Genomic DNA, 17,541 nt, shown 5'->3' with positions numbered 1-17,541 from the left:
AGCAAAATAATTGTAATAAGCGGAGTGAATTTAAATGGAAAAATCAAAGATCATTAATTATTGGGATAAACGTGCTGAATCCTTTAGTAAAAATAAGCTAGCAGAATTAGAAAGTACGCATGCTCAAAAATGGATAGAAGAAATTAATAACATAAACCCGATACAACCTGGTATGAAAATCTTAGATATTGGTACTGGCGCGGGTTTTTTAGCTATTTTATGTGGAAACCTAGGTAGCGATGTCACAGGGATAGATCTTTCTCCTGAAATGATCCAATCAGCAAAACAGAATGCCGAAAGTCATCATCAAGATATTCACTTTCAAGTAATGGATGCTGAATCACTACAATTCAATGATGAAACTTTTGATATGGTTATTTCTCGCAATGTAACGTGGCTACTTCCTAATACAAAGGCAGCATATCAAGAATGGTTACGTGTATTAAAACCTAACGGTAAACTGATTAATATTGATGCCAATTATGGTAACGATTCATTCACTGACTATAAATCCCTGAATACTGAACATGCACACCACACACTCGGCAAAGATATGCTGGCTGAAAGCGAGGCAATCAAACAAAATATACCCATTAATCACCAACCCAGACCTCAAACAGATATGGATATCTTAAAATCATTAGGATTTGATCATATCCATTTAGACACTGAAATTTATTTACGTATGTACTCAGAACAAGATGAATTTTATAACCCAACGCCCATATTTTTAATTTCAGTTACTAAATCATATTAGCTACAGAAAAAGTTTTTATTAAAGACACAATTTCCATTATATTTTATCGTAAAAGAGCCTACAGCTTGCGTTATTTTTTAATTTTTATCATACTATAAGAGAATATAGTAAAAGGAGTGGTAAGAATGAATCAAGAACAATTTGACAAAGTAAAAAATGGAAAAGGCTTCATTGCTGCATTAGACCAAAGTGGTGGTAGTACACCTAAAGCGTTACGTGACTACGGCGTTACAGAAGATCAATATGACAGTGAAGACGAAATGTTCAAACTCGTTCATGACATGCGTACACGTATCGTGTCGTCACCATCATTTAGTTCAGATAAAATTGTAGGTGCGATTCTGTTCGAACAAACAATGGACCGCGAAGTAGAAGGCAAACATACAGCGGACTATCTAGCTGATAAAGGTGTTGTACCTTTCTTAAAAATAGATAAAGGTTTAGATGAACAAAAAGATGGCGTTCAATTAATGAAACCTATGCCTGAGCTAGATGACTTACTAAATCGTGCAAATAAACATAAAATTTTCGGTACTAAAATGCGTTCTAATATCTTAGAACTAAATAAAGACGGTATTGATTTAGTTGTTAAACAACAGTTTGATGTAGCTAAACAAATTATTGCAGCTGGTTTAGTTCCAATTATTGAACCTGAAGTTAATATTAATGCTGAAAACAAAGAAGAGATTGAAGCATACTTAACTGATTCAATTTTAGAAGAACTAAACAAACTCAACGATGATCAACTTGTAATGCTTAAAGTAACTATCCCTACAAAAGCAAATCAATATCAATCATTAATCAACCATCCAAACGTTGTACGTGTCGTTGCGTTATCTGGTGGCTATAGCAGAGAACATGCAAATGAAGTACTTAAACAAAATAAAGATTTAATCGCTAGCTTCTCTCGTGCATTAATCAATGATTTAAATGTGAACCAATCTGATGAAGAATTCGACAAAATTTTAGGCGAAACAGTTGAATCTATCTATGATGCTTCTGTAAACAAAAATTAATCTATCCTAATACATTTAAATACAATTACAACACTGTCAGTGCGTTTCGATACGCACTGGCAGTTTTTATTTTATGATTGTGAAAAAAATCCCAATATAGTCTAGCCAACTTCACTATCTATCTATATACTAATATTAATTTATGAAATAATTTAATTAAAAAATAAGGAGATTACTTAATGAAAAATCATTTGCATAGGTGGGTTATTGAAGCATTAAGTTTTATGGCTTTGGGTTTGTTTGGCTCTTTAATTATTGGACTTATCTTAGAAACTATTGGCAATCAAACACTCATTCCACAAATAGATTTATCGTTTTTATCAGAAATTGGTAAGGTCGCAATGTCAGTTACCGGTGCTGCTATTGGGGTAGCAATTGCTTATGGATTAGGCGCTAAACCTCTAGTTATTTTTTCGTGTGTTATCGTTGGCACACTAGGTTATACGACGTTTGGAGGCGGTGCAGTTGGTGCCTATATTGCTACACTCATCGTCGTAGAATTAAGTAGATTTTATGCAAGCAAGACTAAAATCGATATCATTGTTACGCCCTTACTCACGATTGTTATCGGGGGCGCTATCGCAAAACTTTTTGGACCTGCGTTAAATGAGTTTATGACTGGGTTAGGTAAAGTTATCATTGTCGCAACTGAACAACAACCGTTGATAATGGGAATTTTAGTATCTGTCCTCTTTGGTTTAGCACTTACTGCGCCAATTTCAAGTGCAGCACTTGCACTCATGCTTGATTTAAGTGGTTTAGCTGCTGGTGCAGCAACGATAGGCTGTGCGGCGCAAATGGTAGGCTTTGCTGTAAATGGCTATAAGGATAATGGTTGGAGTGGTATTTTATCTATTGGTATTGGTACAAGTATGCTACAAGTCCCAAATATCATTAAACATCCCATGATCTTAGTACCTCCAACAATAGCAAGTGCAGTTGTTGCTCCAGTTATGACAACTCTATTTCCTATGACAAATAATGCCGCTGGTGCAGGTATGGGTACAAGTGGTTTAATTGGCCAAATTATGACGATTAATACCATGGGGGGTTCACTTCAAACCTGGCTATTAATTATAATCTTCCATATTATATTGCCTGCAGTCATTAGCTTTGCTTTATATAAGTATTTCTTTAAAAAACAGTGGATTATGCCAGGCGATCAACTTATCCATGTCGCTAACTAGTTCAATAACATAACTATTTTCATTAAAAACAGCCGTGCCAGTTAAATTAAACTGACACGGCTGTTTTATATAAAGTGTTACTGATAATCTGATTGCTTGTCTCCTTGTATTGATACATAGGCATCTTCTGTTGTCTTTCTTTTTTGAGTTAAATAAAGTACACCTGCAATCAAATACCAAACTAATACAATTAACCACTCTGATGGCCAAGCTAACGATGACGGCATACCCGGTAAATAAATCACGATAAACAATATGCTCAAAATAACCGCAATGATACCAACAATTTGTCCGTTTTTAATACGGTAAGGACGTTCTAAATTAGGATGCGTTTTGCGTAACTTAAGAAACGAAATTGCAACGAGTAAATAACCTAGAACAACACCAATACCGCCTGCATTAACAATCCACGAAAGTGCTGGTCTTCCTAACAGCGGTGCTACAAAAGCGAGTACACCTAGAAATAAAATACCATGCGTAGGCGTTTTAAATTTCGGGTGGATATAGGCAAACCATTGTGGAATCATTTTATTTTTAGCCATTGCATACAATATTCTACTTCCACCAATAATAAATGCATTCCAACTGGTTATAATTCCGGCGACACCACCGAGTACAAGTAACACACCAAATCCACTATGACCGAACAGATTAACCATTGCATCCGCCGTTGCTAAACTACTCGTGTTCAGTGCTGAAGGTGAAAGTCCTGTGGCTACCCCAAATACAATCAATAAATAAAATATAACAGAAGCAATGATTGATAATATTAAAATGCCACCAATCTTTTTAGAAGGTGCTTTCACCTCTTCAGCAATTTGTGGAATGACATCAAATCCTACAAATAAAAATGGAATCATCATCAATACGGACATGGTTCCGCCAACACCATTCTCGAATGGTTTTAAATTACTAAAGTTGCCATTGAATCCAGCACCAAATACAAGCAACAAGCCCACTGCTACAATAAAGATAGTGAACACAGTCTGCATGATGGCTGCTGGTTTTACGCCGAAATAATTCAGTGATGTTAATACAATACTACCAATTGAACCAATTAATACCCATGTTAAATAGACATCCCAACCAGCGATATTCCACATAAAACCATGATGTTTAAAAGGAATGACGTAATCGATGACTGTGGGCAAAGCAACCGCTTCAAATGTAATTACGGATACATATCCAAAAAGTACGGACCAACCAGAAATGAATGCAATACCAGGAGAAAAAGCCTTTTTAACAAATACAAATCCTCCGCCAGTTTCCGGAATAGCTGATGCAAGCTCTGCGTATGTAAGGCCTATAACAATAACTAATAATCCACCAATTAAAAAAGCGACAATACTTCCGATAAATCCAGCTGCTGATACCCATTCTCCTGACAAGACTACCCATCCCCATCCAAGCATGGCACCAATAGCTAGAAATAAAACATCAACTATATTCATTGATTTATTAAATTGTGATTTCATTGAACATACCCCATAACATTTTCAATAACGTCAATTAAAGTTGAGAAGCGCGCAGCGTAGCGTTGTATTTATTTCACTTTAATAAACGCCGCCCTATCATATGTGATTAACCAATCGCTTTCTCAATCTTTAATTGACTGATTTTATATTTTATTTAAGATTTGGTTTATCCTAATGCATTTTTATTCTTGTATAGAAAGATACTTCGTTTCTAAATAAGGTTCTATGCCTTCTACGCCACCTTCTCTACCATAACCACTTTCTTTCAAACCACCAAATGGTGCATGTGCAGCAGATGGTCCACCATCGTTCCAACCAATCACACCATATTCCAGTTCATTAAAGAGTTTTAATCCAGTTCGATAATCATTCGTGAAGAAATATGAAGCTAAGCCAAATTCTGTGTCATTTGCTATGTTAATCACTTCATCTAAATCACTATATGTCATCACTGGCGCAACTGGTCCAAACGTTTCTTCATGCATTGCTTTCATATCTAAATTTGCATTCGTAATGACTACCGGTTTTAAGAAATTACCGCCCAATGCTTGAATATCTTCAATACTACGTGATAGTTGCCCACCTTTTTCTTGCGCATCTTTGATGTGTGTTAACACTTTTTCTACAGCTTGATTGTCAATGAGTGGTCCAATTTTAACCTCTTCTTTCAAGCCATCACCTACAGATAATGCATGCACTTTTTCTATTAATTTTTCGTTATATGCCTCGGCGATATCTTCGTGAACATAGATTCTGTTTGCACATATACAAGTTTGTCCTGCATTTCTAAACTTCGAAGCAATCGTACCGTCTACTGCCGCTTCAATGTCTGCATCATTATGAACGATAAGCGGTGCTAAGCCACCTAGCTCCATCGTCACATTTTTAACTTGTTGCGCAGATGATTCAATTAATGATTTACCAACAGCAGTCGATCCAGTGAATGTCACTTTACTAATCAAACTATGATTTGTGAAAATGTCCCCTGCGTCTTTACCTGAAGCAATAATGTAGGAGATAGCATCTTTTGGAAAACCCGCTTGATGTGCAAGTTCCACAAGTTTAATCGTTGTCAGTGGCGTTTTAACTGCTGGTTTACAAATGATTGTACATCCTGCCGCCAATGCTGGTGCCATCTTACGCGTAATCATTGCTGCTGGGAAGTTCCACGGTGTAATCGCGCCTACGACACCTACTGGAAATTTATCTATAACAATTTTTTTCGAAGGTGAATTAGCTGGTATCGTACGACCATATACACGTTTTGCTTCTTCGGCATACCATTTGACGTATGAGTTCGCATAAGCTACTTCACCTTTTGCCTCTGCCAGTGGCTTACCTCCTTCTAATGTAATCAGACGTGCAAGTTCGTCTTGATGATCATCAATTAATTGAGCCCATTGCGCTAATTTCGCTGAACGTTCGTGCGCATCGACCTTCTTCCAGTTTTGAAATGCTTGATGTGCTTGTTTAATTTGATGATTAATTTGTTCATGCGTAGCATAATCTAAACGCTCTAAAACTTCATTAGTAGCTGGATTAATTACTTCTAACTTTGTCATGGTAACGACCCCTTTTTAAATATAATTATAAAATCCCTTTCATTTATCCATACCCTTTCCGCTTATAAAATATAAATGCTACTTATTCATTAATTCGTTTGCTTTTCAATGGCCTTTTCAAATACTTCTGTTAATATATTTAGACCTTTGTTTAATTCTTGATCTGTAATAACTAATGGTGGTAAGAAACGAATCACATTGCCTTTAATACCAGCCGATAATAATAATAAGCCTTTTTCGTTTGCAGTTTTAATAATCTTAGCTGTTAACGCTTTGTCAGGTTCACCAGTTTCCGGATCAACGACTTCAAATGCAACCATAGCCCCTAAACGACGAATAGCTTTAACTTGCTCATAATCTTGACTCAATGCTGTTAAATATGCTTCTAGTTGATGACCGAGTTGTTCCGCTTTTCCATTTAAATCTTCATTTTCTATGATTTCAATCACTTTAAGTGCAGCTTCACATGCTAATGGATTTCCCGCATACGTACCGCCCAATTCTCCTGGTGATGCGCTATCAACGATTTCTTTTCTACCAACGACACCACTTAAAGGGAATCCAGCAGCCAATGATTTAGAAACCGTAATTAAATCTGGTTCAACATCAAAGTGTTCTATCGCAAATGTTTTACCTGTTCTAGCAAAGCCACTTTGAATTTCATCTGCTACAAAGACAATGCCATTATCTTCACAAATTTGTTTAACGGCTTTTACAAACTGGATATCAGGTATGATAAAACCGCCTTCTCCTTGAACAGGTTCCATGACGATACATGATACTTCACTCGGATCCACCGTTTCGATAAAGAAATCATGTAACTTATTGATTATATGTTGTGTGTAAAGTTCATCTGATAAGTCTTCAGATTTTTCAGAAATATTAGGGTATGGTGCTTGATAAACTTCCGGAGCGAATGGTCCAAAACCTAATTTATATGGTTTCACCTTACTCGTCATAGACATGGTTAGATTCGTTCTACCATGGAATCCTCTTACAAATGAGACTACGGCTTGTCTCCCCGTATATTTTCTTGCAATTTTAACGGCATTTTCTACAGCTTCTGCACCTGAGTTAAGCAAAATTGATTTTTTGTCAAAATGACCAGGTGTAATTTCCGTTAATTTTTGCGCTAAATTTAAATAGCTTTCATACATAATGACATTAAAACCGGGATGTATAAATTTATCCAATTGTGCTTTCAAGTGTTTCGTAATTTCTGGGTGGGAATGTCCGACATTCAAAGTACCAATGGCACCAGCAAAATCAATGAACACATTACCTTCGACGTCTTTAACGGTTGCACTTTGTGCCTCGTCCGCTACATGTAAATTTCCGTTTCCTACACCACGAGCTACATATTTTTCACGTTGCGTTTTATAATATTCATATTTCTCTGACATAATGAAACCTCCTAGTTTTAAACATTTTCATTGATTGTCTAGAAATTTAAAATATTATTGGTCTTCTGTAAAGTACCAGTTATCGGTTTTTAATGGTACCAGTTTATTCAATAAGTACACTTTTTAAACGTTGAACTGCCTCTGGTATGTGATTTTGTTCTATTTTTGAAAATCCAATAATCAATATTTTCGGGCCATTATTTTTTTGAAGCGCTTTCACTTTAAATCTATTAATAGTATAAAGTTCCAATTTTTGTTCTTTCGCACGTGTTTCAATTTCTTCATATGAATACGGAGAATTCACTTCAATAATAAAATGCAATCCTGCTTGTGTATCTTTGATTTGGATATGTTCGCCGAAAGCCATACTCAAATGTGCTATAAGGTTCTCTCTTTTTTTACCGTATAACTGATGCATTTTCTTTATATACTTTTCATAATGCCCTTCTTTTATCATCAAATTTAACGTTAAAGCGTTTAGCATGGAATAATCTGGAATTGTGTTTTGATTTTGTAGTTCAAATTGTCTAACTAATTTTGTTGGTAAAATCATATAACTCATTCTTATACTAGGCATCAGTGTTTTTGAAAATGTCCCTAAGTAAATAACACTCTCATTTTTTTCAAAACTAAATAAAGACGGGATATTATCTGTTTCATATTTAAATTCACTATCATAATCATCTTCAATAATATAGCTGTGTGTTTTACTAGCCCAATTTAATAAATCTATACGTCTTGAAACGGGCATAATTGTCCCAATTGGAAATTGATGCGATGGCGTCACAATCACTGCATTAGGTTGAATGTCTTTAATGCCCTCTAACGAAATCCCTTTACGATCCAATGCGATTGGCTCCATATGTATACGCGTTTGTTCTAGCAATGTTCTGAAACGAGAATAGCCAGGATCTTCAACTGCAATGGTTATATTTTTAGTCATGAGCTCAATTAATTTGGTTAATAATGCATTGGTGCCTGATCCTATGACAATTTGCTCAGGATGGCAATGGATACCGCGTTGATAGGAAATTAGTTTCGCAATCGATTGTCTAAGTTCCATAGGGCCCTTTACTTCAGGAATAGATGATAGATAGTGATCATAATTTTGAAAAACTTGTTTCATCATTTTAGTCCATGTATCTACTGGAAATTCTGATATATCAGTGCTCATGTGTGAGAATGAATATTCAAATTCTGTTGCTGTATGCTCATGATATGTTTCTAATGACGGTTGCTTATCGTTTTCGATAATCAGTTTATCTATGGGTTCGATATAATAGCCCTTACGTTCTTGAGTGTAAATATAACCTTCTGCTAGCAACTGTTCATACGCTGCTTTCACACTATTTATGCTAATATCTTTATGTTTGGACATCACTCGCTTAGACGGTAATTTTTCATGGCTATTATATTTAAATGCTAAGATATCTTCTTTTAATTGTGTATATAGTTGTCTATAAATGTATAAGTTACTATCACGTTGCATAGCACACCTCAATTGTTTTGTTTATCAAATCATTATTTATATTATTAAAATGTTTTTCAATTATTCTAATAATTATATCATATAAAAAAATCAGTAGTTATACGATGATAACTACTGATTCCAACAAAATTTATATTAAATTAAATGCTTATTTTGACTTTTATAATATTGGTGAGGCTAATTTGGCGATGGATTGTTTAAATTTAATCCAGTTTGAACGTTGATTATAACGTTCTTCTGTTAATTCTTTTGATACTTTTAAATCTTCTAGAAATGCTGCTTTAAGTTGTTTCGTAATTTGTTCGTCATACATAAAGGCATTTACTTCAAAATTCAATTCGAAACTACGGATATCCATATTAGATGAACCGACACTTGCCACTTCATCATCGATAATCATCATCTTAGAATGAATAAATCCATTTTCATAAGTATATACCTTCACACCATCTCTAATTAATTGCGCAACGCTTGTAATGGTCGCCCAGTATACAAAGATATGGTCTGGCTTATTAGGGATAATTAAACGAACATCAACCCCTGATTTAGCGGCGATTCGCAACGCATTAATATAACCTTTATCTGGTATAAAATATGGACTATGCATGTATATGGAGGATTTGGCATTCATAATCATTTTCATATATCCAAATTCAATTTGATGCCAATTATCACTTGGTGCACTCAGTGCGAGTTGCATTGACACATTACCACCTTGGTACGCATTATCTGGAAAATACTTCATATTATATTCTAACTGCTCACGCTTAGCCTGGGAGTTCCAATCATGTATAAAACTTAATTGTAAGGCATCAACGCCGTCACCTCTCACTCTCAGGTGTGTATCTCTCCAATAACCGAACTTATCATTTAGACCCAGATATTCATCGCCAACGTTAAAGCCACCAACATAACCTGTCATCCCATCAATGACGACAATTTTACGATGGTTTCGATTATTCACTCTAAAGTTGATTAATGGTATTTTAGCTTGGAAAAATGCCTCCACTTGTCCGCCATTTTCTCGGAATTTTTTAAATTTCGACTTATGTACAGATTTAGACCCTACTGCATCATAAAGTAACTTCACTTCAAGTCCCTCTTCTGCCTTTTGTTCTAAGATATTAATGATTTCAGTACCTAAACCATCTAAATTCAATACATAATATTCCATATGAATATACGTTTTCGCATTGCGCAGATCTTCTTTCATTTGACTGAATAAATCATGACCATCTGTATAAATATCAATATTATTATCATTACTTAAAAAAGAAGGTTCTTTTGTTAAAAGTGTTGTTGCAATATCACGGTGTTTTCTCACAATAGGATTATCAGAATCACTGATTTTATTTGTCGAATCTTGTAGTTGGGCTTGAACTCGTTTCATCCCATCTTCTATCTGATTGTGCGCAAAGCCACGTTCACGTTTCTTACGAATACCTCTTCCGAAAAATATATAAATGAAAAATCCTAAAACAGGCATAACAAAAAGTAAAAACAACCATGCCCATGTTGCAGTAGCATCTCTTCTATCCCTGTCTAAAAAGACTATAACAAAGGCTAATATCACATTGATAACAAAGAAGAATGCTAACACACCCCGATATATGGGACTTACACCTGGATCAAATATTAATTGCATAACTTCACCTCATCATTCTTTCCCTAATAGCTAAAAATATTTTTAACTATAATGTTTTAGTTCTAAAATCTTATATTACTTATACATATATTAATTTTAGTACAATTGTCTCCAATGTAATCTGATTTATTTCACATTGATTCATACCCATTATATGCCATTATAGGTATATTTACCATTTTAGCTTTAATCTAAATTCTATAAAATCAAGTTAAACACTTCACTTTTGAAGTGATTGTTCGATTGTTCGATTACGTCCTGCTTGTGAACCAAACAAAGTAATGATAACTGCTGTAAATAGTAATATACTTAAAGATGCAATCCAAGTACCCGTCATATCATGTAGAACACCAAATAATAACGGACCCATAGCGGCAAATAAATAACCAATAGACTGTGCCATACCAGATAATTTTGCTGCCGTTTGACTATGTTCTGTACGTAAACTAAAGAACGTATTAACAAGTCCAAAAGCGATTCCCCCAGCAACACCTATCAATATTGTAGAGATAATGGCCAGTTGAGGTACGCATAACATAATGATTACACCCGCAATAAACAACAATCCTGTCACGAAAGTTAATGTAAATTGCGATTTCATCTTAGTTGCAAATATTGGTGTGATAAAAGTAAATGGAATAATTGAAATCTGTAACACAGATAAATATACGCCCGCTTCACTAATAGACATACCACTTTGCGACAAGTATGCTGGCATCCAGTTGATGAGAGAATAAAATATAAGCGATTGTCCGCCCATTAGTATCGTGATTTGCCAAGAAATTGGAGATTTCCACACATTCACACTTTTACGAGGTAACGCTGTAGCCATTTCTTGTTTACCTTTTAATTGAAATGACCAAATAATTATCGTCACTAATGTTACGATATCGATTAAGCTTATTGCTACATTATAATGAAACGACTTTAGCAATGGCGCAGTACCGTATGATGATAAACCACCAAATACATTCATTACAACAGTATAATATCCCGTCATGATACCGATATGTAATGGGAACTTCGCCTTAATGACTGCGGGTGCTAGAACATTACCAAATCCAATACCTATACCAATCAGAACTGTCCCAATATATAACCAGGAAATTTCTGTCATTGATCTTACAATAATACCTATAAAAATTAAACATAAGGCTAGAAAAATCGTTTTTTCTAAACCAAATTGATTACTTGTTCGTGCTGCAAATAATGAAATGACTGCAAAAGCTAATAATGGTACTACCGTAATAACACTAACAGCACTATTCGACATTGCTAAATCCGCTTTAATATCAGGCAATGCGACCCCAATAGAAGTAATAGGTGCTCTTAAATTCGCACCGACAAGTAATATTCCTATAAATAACAACCAATTGAATGGTTTTATTTTTCTATAATTTTCCATAATCTATCATTTACCACCTTATCAGGTCTATTTTGAAAATAACACATTATATGGTACGATATGTACGTTATAATGTAAATAGGAGAGATATATTTGTATAATATTCAAAGCATCGTAGCAAAAAATATTGCCGATTATCGAAAAAAGCATCAACTAAGTTTAGATAAAGTAGCGAATGCAACAGGCGTCAGCAAAAATATGTTAAGTCAAATTGAAAAGGGACAATCTAATCCAACGATTACCACATTATGGAAAATAGCAAATGGCCTTCATATTTCATTGTCGCAATTAACTTCTACATCCAATGATACAATCGATTTTATTGACGAAAGTGATATCATCCCTCTCATTGATAAGGAAGTTTCAATATATCCATACTTTCCTTATGATGAGAACAAGAAATTCGAAATGTTTAAAATGGAAATCCAACCTGGTGGCAAAATGCATTCCGACCCTCACCACCCTGGTTCCGAAGAGTATATTATTGTTAATGACGGTGTATTAGAAATCGAAGTCGATGGTAAACAATATACAATCAATCATCATCAAGCTTTTCGATTTAATAGTGATTTGCCTCATAGTTACTTTAATCCAGGAACATCAATCGTAGCACTAACTTCTACAATGTATTATCAATAACCAACGTAACACCCTCTGAATCATTTATGACAACCCTATACATCATTTTTATGTTTCACATTTTAATTGTGTGGAATATAAATAGTAAAAGCAATTTAGGGAGGTAATATGATGACTTTTGAATTTAAACATGATTTAGGTACAAGTGAATTACCAGAAGATATAACTTCAGCAGTAGCATTAGAATTTTCATTCGTTGATGCATTAGTTGCTTTAGATATAGATGTTAAAGGTATTGCCGATGACGGTGATAGTACAAATTTAACATCACCACTTAGAGAAGCAGTAGGCGATTATGTCTCAGTTGGTACACGTTTAGACCCAGATTTTGAATCTATTAGATCATCAGCACCACAACTCATTATTGGTGATTCTGATCGCCACAAAGAGATTTATGAAGAGTTAAGTGAAATTGCGCCTACCATTCTTTTCAAAAGCTTCGATGCTGGTTATCAAGAAACATTAGAAGTATTCCAACGTATTGGTACTGCCGTTTCTAAATCTAAAGATGCTAAAGAGCGTCTAGATAGACATCAAGCTTTAGTTAATGATTTTAACAATCAAATTTCTATAGATGAAAATAAAGAAACATTAGCTGCAGTCGTATCAGAACAAGGTGTGACGGCGCATTCAAATAGCACGTATGTAGGTGAATTTTTAACTAAATTAGGCTTTGCAACAGCACTTAATGATAAAGTTGCAGACACATTACCTGCTTATAGAGAATCAGATTATTTAGAAATGTCTTATGAACAACTTGCAAATGTTAACCCTGAAAGATTAATCGTGATGGTAGAAGACGATAACGATAAAGATTTAAATAAATTACAAAATAGTAATCAATGGGATGACTTAGAAGCAGTTAAAAGTCAGCGTGTACATTTTGTAAGCAGAGATGACTGGGCTAAATTACGCGGTCTTATCGCTTCAGAAGATATTGTTGAAACTCTAGCTAACCTTAATGAAGCATAAGCAATGAGGTCATAACAATGTAAGCTAACAAAAAAACGACCATTTCTATTAAAATAGAAGTGGTCGTTTTTCTGCTTTTCTTTAATATGATTAAAATTTCAAGGCCGCTAATCCAATATTTTTCCTGTACTCAGTGACTCGTATATTTATCTTAATATCTCTTATTCTCTCTTTTTGAATCATCTTATAAGCATTTTTCAATATAAAAGGCAGATTCTTCAATGGATTTATACTCTGTATTAATAACCGTTGCATTTAATTTTTCAAAAACTTCTTCTGCATGAATTAGCTCTTCTCTGATTCTATCCATACTATTATAGTTTGACGGACCCGATAACCCTAAAATTTTAACGCGCTCATTACGAATATTTAAAATATAGTCAGGACTCGCAGTTAAACCAAATACTTTCAAATGCTTATGTTTAAACACCTCATCTGGAATATCAACCTCTAGTACCAATGGAATATTCGCAATCTTATAGCCCTTATTTGCTAAGTACATGCTTAATGGCGTTTTAGATGTTCTTGAAACACCTACAATCAATGCATCCGCTTCTCCAATATCTGTAAAATGTTTACCATCATCATATTTCACAGCATACTCCATTGCTTCGATTCTCTTGAAGTAATTTTCATCTAGTTTACGTAATGCCCCACTTTCTAGTATGGGGTTACATTGTGTTTGTTGTTGAATAATGCCTATCAAATCAGACATATAATCGATATACGGAATTTGCAATTTTTTCGCAAGGTGTTGACCTGCAATATTGAAATCTGGATTCACTAATGTCGTAACAACAACGGCATTCAACTCTTTAGCTCTGTTTAAAATATGCATCAGTTCTTCTTCATTTTTAATGAATGGATATTTTTTTATCTCTATTTGTGAAATGTCAGGAAATTGCGTTAACGTCGCATGAATCATTCGTTGCGCTGTCTCTCCTATAGAATCCGATATGACAAATAATCTCAGCTGTGGTGCTTGTTGGTCATCAAACATGTAATCGGCCACCTTCTACTTCACTTTGCGCAGTTGAAAGCAATGCACCCGGCACTCTAAATGGCGAACAAGAAACATAATCTATGTCTAATTGATTAAAATATTGAATGGATTTATGATCTCCACCTAGTTCACCACACACACCAATTGTTATGTCTGGATTCGCTGATTTTGCTTGTTGTGAAGCAATTTTTATCAGTTCACCTATACCTTCTACATCTAACGTCTGGAACGGGTCATGCTCTAAAATGCCTAATTCAGAATAAGTACCAATAAACGTACCAGCATCGTCTCTTGAAAAACCGAATGTTAGCTGTGTTAAATCATTTGTTCCAAAACTAAAGAAATCACATTCTTTTGCTAACTCACTAGCAATCAAGCAAGCACGTGGTGTCTCGATCATTGTTCCAATCATATAATGAATATGTTCTTTTGCTTCTTGTTGTAATGTTTCAATTCGTGAAATAATTTGCGCTTTCAGCGTTGTAAATTCAGCAACGGTGGAAACTAAAGGAATCATAATTTCTGGTTGGCATGATACACCTTGCGCTTTCAGCTCCAATGCACTTTCTATAATCGCTTCTGCTTGCATGATATAAAGTTCAGGATACGTAATGGCTAACCTACATCCTCTATGTCCAAGCATTGGATTCACTTCATTTAAACTTTCAATATACTGGTCTAATTCCTTAATCGTTACATTCAATTGCTCTGCAACTGTTGCTTTTTCGTTATTTGAATTGGGTAAAAATTCGTGTAACGGTGGGTCTAACAAACGAATAATCGTTGGTCGTTCACCAGAAAGTTTTAGTATTTCTTCAAAATCATTCTTTTGGTACTGCTTAATTGTGTTTAAAGCAGCAATACGTTTATCCTGTGTATCAAACAAAATAAATCTGCGCATTTCTATGAGTCGCTCTGGCGCGAAAAACATGTGCTCTGTTCGAACAAGCCCAATCCCTTTAGCACCAAACTGATAACCTGCTTGAATATCTTGTGCTGTTTCTGCATTCATGCGTACATCTAATCTTGCATTTTCTTCTGACCATTGCATAAATTTCTCAAAAGCATGACTACGCTCTGCTTGGATTGTCTCAACTTCACCAAAATAAATATCCCCTTTGGCGCCATCTACTGAAATGATATCACCTTCATATAGTGAACCACCTTTATAATGTACAACCTTATCTGTAATATTAATTTCTAAGTCTGAACAACCTGTGACACAACACTTGCCCATACCTCGCGCTACGACTGCAGCGTGTGATGTCATACCACCATGCGTTGTAACAATTGCCTCACTTGCAACCATCCCTTCAATATCTTCTGGTGATGTCTCAGGACGCATTAAAATCACTTTATTCCCTTGTTCTGCTTGTTGTTTAGCCATTTCTGCAGAAAAAACAATTGCGCCACTAGCTGCACCAGGACTGGCAGGTAAGCCGACCTTAGTTATAACTGACGTCTGTTTTAATGATTGTTCATCAAAATTTGGATGTAATAATTGATCAATAGATTTCACTTCAACATTCATGACCGCTTTTTCTTTGCTTATCACATCTTCCTCAACTAAATCAACAGCGATATGAATCGCAGCATTGGCAGTACGTTTACCACTTCGTGTCTGTAATATATATAAGTTTTCATTTTCTATTGTAAATTCAATATCTTGCATATCTTTATAATGCGTTTCAAGTTGTGTTGAAACTTTTACAAATTGCTCATGCACATGTGGCATTTGTTCTTTCAATGTTTCAATATCTTTAGGTGTACGAATACCTGCTACAACATCTTCACCTTGAGCATTCAGTAGATACTCTCCAAATAACTTTGCTTCTCCCGTTATAGGATTACGCGTAAATGCTACACCTGTACCACTTTTTTCACCACTATTACCAAATACCATTTCCTGTATATTGACTGCAGTACCAATATCATGTGGTATTTCATTTAACTGACGATATACACGCGCGCGATCATTATCCCAAGATTTAAATACTGCTTCAATTGCCTCTGTTAATTGGTCAATCGGTTCTTGTGGGAATGGTTTATATGCTTCATCTAAGTAAACTGCTTTAAAATGTTCACAAATTTCTTTTAACCCTTCGGCTGGAATTTCTGCATCGCTTTCATAATGATGTTGTGTCTTGTATTGATCAAAATATGTATCAAAAGATGACATTGGAATACCATAAACAACCTGACCAAACATTTGCAACAATCTTCTATAGCAATCATATGCAAAGCGCGAATCATTTGTTTTATTTGCTAATTTTTTTACATTTTCATCGTTCAAACCTAGATTTAATATCGTATCCATCATACCTGGCATAGAAATTTTTGCACCACTTCTTACAGAAACTAGGAGTAAAGCACCATCATCAGAAAATGATTTCTGTATACGTTTAGATAACGCATCCAATTCTACATCTAACTGTTTCAGTAATAAATCAGGTAGTTTTGAATGGTTATTTAAATATTCTATACATGCTTCCGTTGTAATGGTGAATCCGTCTGGCACTGGTAAACCTAAGCGTTTCATTTCAGCTAGATTTGCACCTTTTCCTCCTAATAAATCTTTCATACTTTTTTGGCCTTCATCAAATGCATAAATATATTTTGTCATACTTAATCACCTCTATAAGTTATTATGTTATACTGATTGTTATAGAGTATGTCACATTAAAAAGAAAAAGACAACCATTATATTTAACATCAATAAAATATATTTAATTTTTGTCTATTATTTAAACAAATACTCATTGATAAACTGTACGTTAAATGACTAAAAAAAGCCTCAATAACAATGAAAGCATTGTTGCTGAGGCCATATTGTTTCACCAGTTTATTGTCCTTTTAAGTGAAAATATCTCCTGACATACTTAAATAATGATATGGGTTGGGTGGTAGTAATCAAAATAGACGCATTTATAAAGGCTACCCTATAAATGATAGCTCACGTTACAATGTTTTCTATTTCAAATCATATGT

The 17,541-nt window shown here is 34.7% G+C and carries 13 protein-coding genes; 5 read left to right on the top strand and 8 right to left on the bottom strand.

Annotation, left to right across the window (positions count from 1 at the left end):
• Window positions 1-34: 34 nt before the first annotated feature.
• The 3 genes from SSP_RS00950 (at window position 35) to SSP_RS00940 (ending at window position 2,960) form a co-directional block, all read left to right on the top strand.
• Window positions 35-757: a class I SAM-dependent methyltransferase gene (locus tag SSP_RS00950; protein WP_011302186.1), complete on the top strand. Its 723-nt coding sequence runs from the start codon at window positions 35-37 to the stop codon at window positions 755-757.
• Between the two features lie 125 nt (window positions 758-882).
• Window positions 883-1,773, top strand: coding sequence for a fructose bisphosphate aldolase (locus SSP_RS00945; RefSeq protein ID WP_011302185.1), 891 nt, complete (start codon window positions 883-885; stop codon window positions 1,771-1,773).
• 179 nt (window positions 1,774-1,952) lie between these two features.
• On the top strand, window positions 1,953-2,960 hold the full coding sequence (locus SSP_RS00940) for a PTS transporter subunit IIC (protein ID WP_011302184.1): 1,008 nt from the start codon (window positions 1,953-1,955) through the stop codon (window positions 2,958-2,960).
• A 77-nt stretch (window positions 2,961-3,037) separates the two neighbouring features.
• On the opposite strand, the gene SSP_RS00935 is transcribed toward SSP_RS00940, so the two are convergent.
• From SSP_RS00935 to SSP_RS00910, 6 genes are all read right to left on the bottom strand, one after another.
• Complete coding sequence (locus SSP_RS00935; protein ID WP_011302183.1) at window positions 3,038-4,435, bottom strand: APC family permease; 1,398 nt, start codon at window positions 4,433-4,435, stop codon at window positions 3,038-3,040.
• Between the two features lie 182 nt (window positions 4,436-4,617).
• A complete protein-coding gene (locus tag SSP_RS00930) occupies window positions 4,618-5,997 on the bottom strand; it encodes an NAD-dependent succinate-semialdehyde dehydrogenase (RefSeq protein ID WP_002482140.1) in 1,380 nt (459 codons plus the stop codon).
• Between the two features lie 89 nt (window positions 5,998-6,086).
• Window positions 6,087-7,400: a 4-aminobutyrate--2-oxoglutarate transaminase gene (gene gabT, locus SSP_RS00925; protein WP_011302182.1), complete on the bottom strand. Its 1,314-nt coding sequence runs from the start codon at window positions 7,398-7,400 to the stop codon at window positions 6,087-6,089.
• A 103-nt stretch (window positions 7,401-7,503) separates the two neighbouring features.
• On the bottom strand, window positions 7,504-8,889 hold the full coding sequence (locus SSP_RS00920; protein WP_011302181.1) for a PLP-dependent aminotransferase family protein: 1,386 nt from the start codon (window positions 8,887-8,889) through the stop codon (window positions 7,504-7,506).
• 160 nt (window positions 8,890-9,049) lie between these two features.
• Window positions 9,050-10,534, bottom strand: coding sequence for a cardiolipin synthase (cls, locus tag SSP_RS00915; RefSeq protein ID WP_011302180.1), 1,485 nt, complete (start codon window positions 10,532-10,534; stop codon window positions 9,050-9,052).
• A gap of 220 nt (window positions 10,535-10,754) precedes the next feature.
• Entirely contained in the window at window positions 10,755-11,939 is a 1,185-nt protein-coding gene (locus SSP_RS00910; RefSeq protein WP_011302179.1) for a CynX/NimT family MFS transporter, read from the bottom strand.
• A 93-nt stretch (window positions 11,940-12,032) separates the two neighbouring features.
• Here SSP_RS00910 and SSP_RS00905 point away from each other — a divergent pair, with 93 nt between their 5' ends.
• Complete coding sequence (locus SSP_RS00905) at window positions 12,033-12,578, top strand: helix-turn-helix domain-containing protein (protein ID WP_002482135.1); 546 nt, start codon at window positions 12,033-12,035, stop codon at window positions 12,576-12,578.
• Between the two features lie 111 nt (window positions 12,579-12,689).
• A complete protein-coding gene (locus SSP_RS00900) occupies window positions 12,690-13,550 on the top strand; it encodes an ABC transporter substrate-binding protein (protein WP_041784749.1) in 861 nt (286 codons plus the stop codon).
• A gap of 184 nt (window positions 13,551-13,734) precedes the next feature.
• Here SSP_RS00900 and SSP_RS00895 read toward each other — a convergent pair whose 3' ends face one another.
• Both SSP_RS00895 and ppdK read right to left on the bottom strand, forming a co-directional pair.
• Window positions 13,735-14,550 (bottom strand): pyruvate, water dikinase regulatory protein, encoded by an 816-nt coding sequence (locus tag SSP_RS00895; RefSeq protein ID WP_011302177.1) that lies wholly within the window; start codon window positions 14,548-14,550, stop codon window positions 13,735-13,737.
• Window positions 14,543-17,176, bottom strand: coding sequence for a pyruvate, phosphate dikinase (gene ppdK, locus SSP_RS00890; RefSeq protein WP_011302176.1), 2,634 nt, complete (start codon window positions 17,174-17,176; stop codon window positions 14,543-14,545). Before ppdK ends, SSP_RS00895 begins: the two co-directional genes overlap by 8 nt.
• Between the last annotated feature and the right edge of the window lie 365 nt (window positions 17,177-17,541).

This window comes from Staphylococcus saprophyticus subsp. saprophyticus ATCC 15305 = NCTC 7292 (assembly GCF_000010125.1).
Classification (GTDB): domain Bacteria; phylum Bacillota; class Bacilli; order Staphylococcales; family Staphylococcaceae; genus Staphylococcus; species Staphylococcus saprophyticus.
Note: the sequence above shows the minus strand (reverse complement) of the source record. Positions and strands in the feature narration are given on the sequence as shown.

Excerpts from the sequence above, each read along its gene's own strand:
- SSP_RS00940 (WP_011302184.1), top strand. The coding sequence starts at position 1,953 with ATGAAAAATCATTTGCATAGGTGGGTTATTGAAGCATTAAGTTTTATG.
- ppdK (WP_011302176.1), bottom strand. The coding sequence starts at position 17,176 with ATGACAAAATATATTTATGCATTTGATGAAGGCCAAAAAAGTATGAAA.
- gabT (WP_011302182.1), bottom strand. The coding sequence starts at position 7,400 with ATGTCAGAGAAATATGAATATTATAAAACGCAACGTGAAAAATATGTA.
- cls (WP_011302180.1), bottom strand. The coding sequence starts at position 10,534 with ATGCAATTAATATTTGATCCAGGTGTAAGTCCCATATATCGGGGTGTG.
- SSP_RS00920 (WP_011302181.1), bottom strand. The coding sequence starts at position 8,889 with ATGCAACGTGATAGTAACTTATACATTTATAGACAACTATATACACAA.
- SSP_RS00930 (WP_002482140.1), bottom strand. The coding sequence starts at position 5,997 with ATGACAAAGTTAGAAGTAATTAATCCAGCTACTAATGAAGTTTTAGAG.
- SSP_RS00900 (WP_041784749.1), top strand. The coding sequence starts at position 12,690 with ATGACTTTTGAATTTAAACATGATTTAGGTACAAGTGAATTACCAGAA.
- SSP_RS00945 (WP_011302185.1), top strand. The coding sequence starts at position 883 with ATGAATCAAGAACAATTTGACAAAGTAAAAAATGGAAAAGGCTTCATT.
- SSP_RS00910 (WP_011302179.1), bottom strand. The coding sequence starts at position 11,939 with ATGGAAAATTATAGAAAAATAAAACCATTCAATTGGTTGTTATTTATA.
- SSP_RS00895 (WP_011302177.1), bottom strand. The coding sequence starts at position 14,550 with ATGTTTGATGACCAACAAGCACCACAGCTGAGATTATTTGTCATATCG.
- SSP_RS00935 (WP_011302183.1), bottom strand. The coding sequence starts at position 4,435 with ATGAAATCACAATTTAATAAATCAATGAATATAGTTGATGTTTTATTT.
- SSP_RS00950 (WP_011302186.1), top strand. The coding sequence starts at position 35 with ATGGAAAAATCAAAGATCATTAATTATTGGGATAAACGTGCTGAATCC.